The organism is Acinetobacter gyllenbergii CIP 110306 = MTCC 11365, assembly GCF_000413855.1.
Taxonomy (GTDB): Bacteria; Pseudomonadota; Gammaproteobacteria; order Pseudomonadales; family Moraxellaceae; genus Acinetobacter; species Acinetobacter gyllenbergii.
In genome coordinates, this window is sequence record NZ_ATGG01000043.1 from 1 (window position 1) to 1,979 (window position 1,979).

At 33.2% G+C, this 1,979-nt stretch carries 2 protein-coding genes and 1 pseudogene; all 3 read left to right on the plus strand.

Annotated elements, in window-relative coordinates:
• Window positions 1-801 (plus strand): RHS repeat-associated core domain-containing protein (locus tag F957_RS03080; protein WP_016660575.1); only part of this gene is annotated, 801 nt, incomplete at its 5' end.
• 6 nt (window positions 802-807) lie between these two features.
• The gene (locus F957_RS03075) at window positions 808-1,065 is read left to right on the plus strand and encodes a hypothetical protein (RefSeq protein WP_155762610.1); all 258 of its coding nucleotides are present in this window, start codon (window positions 808-810) and stop codon (window positions 1,063-1,065) included.
• 687 nt (window positions 1,066-1,752) lie between these two features.
• A pseudogene (locus tag F957_RS03070) lies at window positions 1,753-1,979 on the plus strand (hypothetical protein); the annotation flags it as partial.

Genomic DNA, 1,979 nt, shown 5'->3' on the forward strand with positions numbered 1-1,979 from the left:
GATGCTGCGGACGCCTCAACTACAGTATGGGCTTGGGACAGTACTGCTTTTGGTGTAGGTGTTCCAAGTGTTCAGACCGTGAAGTTTAACCTTCGCTTCCCTGGTCAGTATTATGATGAGCTAACTAAGCAGCACTACAATCATAATCGTTACTACAACCCTGCTTTGGGGCGTTATGTAGAACCTGACCCAATCGGGCTTGAAGGTGGGTTGAATCCTTATATCTATGCGGATGGGAATCCAGTGGATGCTATCGATCCAAGCGGTTTATATGCCTATGTAAATTCAAAAGGTGAATGGGTCGAAAATGGTCAGAACTTTTACTCTGCTTCTGGAGGGGATTTTACTGATAGAATAGCTTATAATTTTGCAGATGATGTTATAACATTAGCGCCATTGCCTAAATTAGGTTTTACAACGAAAATAGATGAATTATTTAAGTTGGCCGATTTATCCGTTGATATAGCAAGAGTTAATAAAAATACATTAAGTCAACTATATGTACTAGAAAAAAATATGCCTAAAATTCTACCAGAAAGTGGATTAACATTCCAAGATGCAGGCAAAAACATCATAAAATGGGGATCTAGACCAAACGATGCACTATTAAGATCAATGTTTATGACACCTTACGAGGCCAAATCTATTTTAAAACAGATACCTGAAAATGATATAAAAACAATGAGAGACTTTTATATTAGAATTGCTAACCTAACCCCTAAGGATAAAGTTTTAGTTACACCAACCCCATTAACAAGAGCTGCATTAATGAACAATATTTTAAAATTAGCAGGAAAATAAATGATCATGGAAAAACATATATTCTCGTACAAAAATGATAGTAAAGAAATTGTTACTTTGGTAATAGAACCTTGGCTGTTAACTTATGAAGTCACACCATTATCAATCATTGTATTCACTTATACAAGCAATGAAAAAACAATTGAGATTACAGGAGCTGACAAAAATTCAATAAATATTTACTTTGATTTCGAACAGATAAAAGTTGTTTTGAATGATCAGGATATTACTTCGCTATACCCTCTCAACAGGCTAAATGAGTAAACATGCTATAATAAATTCCCATTAAAATAGCCACATTCATTATAACTAGACTGAGACTGTATAAGCCAATGTTTTCTACTACAGGAATCATTGGCTTTTTTACGGTACAATTAACAAATACATAAATAACAGGTGTTAAAATGCAGAAATGTATTACAGAAATGATAAGTATGGGAAAGTTCCCAAGTGAAAAAGAGATTTTAAATGACAAGAATAGTTATGAATATGTATCTAAATTTCAAGAATTAATTGAGAAAATTCAATAACCTTCAACTATTAAAGAAGCTATTTCTTTAGCAAATTTATTTGGAAATGATAGTTTTTTCGGATTAGCTAATGAATTAGTTCGTTTAATTGAAACTGCACCAGAGCGGCCCATTTCTGAGGTATTTTATAACAACCAAAACCCTTGGATTTTATCTTTAGTTAATAGAGAAAAAACTATGAGAAAAAGATAAAAGACTAAATTATGCTAACTAAAATTCAGCCAACTAGTTATCTATTGTTCCATATAAAATACTGCTATGTTAAATTTAAAAACCACTATTAAGCAAAATTATTTTTTTAATTTAAAAAATTATTATATTAATAGGATTAATCTTCATTTTTAAACTATCATTTTATTAAATAAGGCAGATCAAGATCTGCCTTATTTTTACACAATGCTCAAAATAATTATTTTCCATAAAAAACAGTCATTTGATTGGTGAATATAGCGCTGATGGTGTGCCACTGGTTGAATATGTCTGGATGGGTGATAAACCTGTCGCTGCAATTTATGGCTCTGGTGCAACCAGCAAAACATACTGGATCGTCACTGATGCGCAAAATACGCCACGCCGTTTGATTGATGCTGCGGACGCCTCAACTACAGTATGGGCTTGGGACAGTACTGCTTTTGGTGTAGGTGTTCC

Excerpts from the sequence above, each read along its gene's own strand:
- F957_RS03075 (WP_155762610.1), top strand. The coding sequence starts at position 808 with ATGGAAAAACATATATTCTCGTACAAAAATGATAGTAAAGAAATTGTT.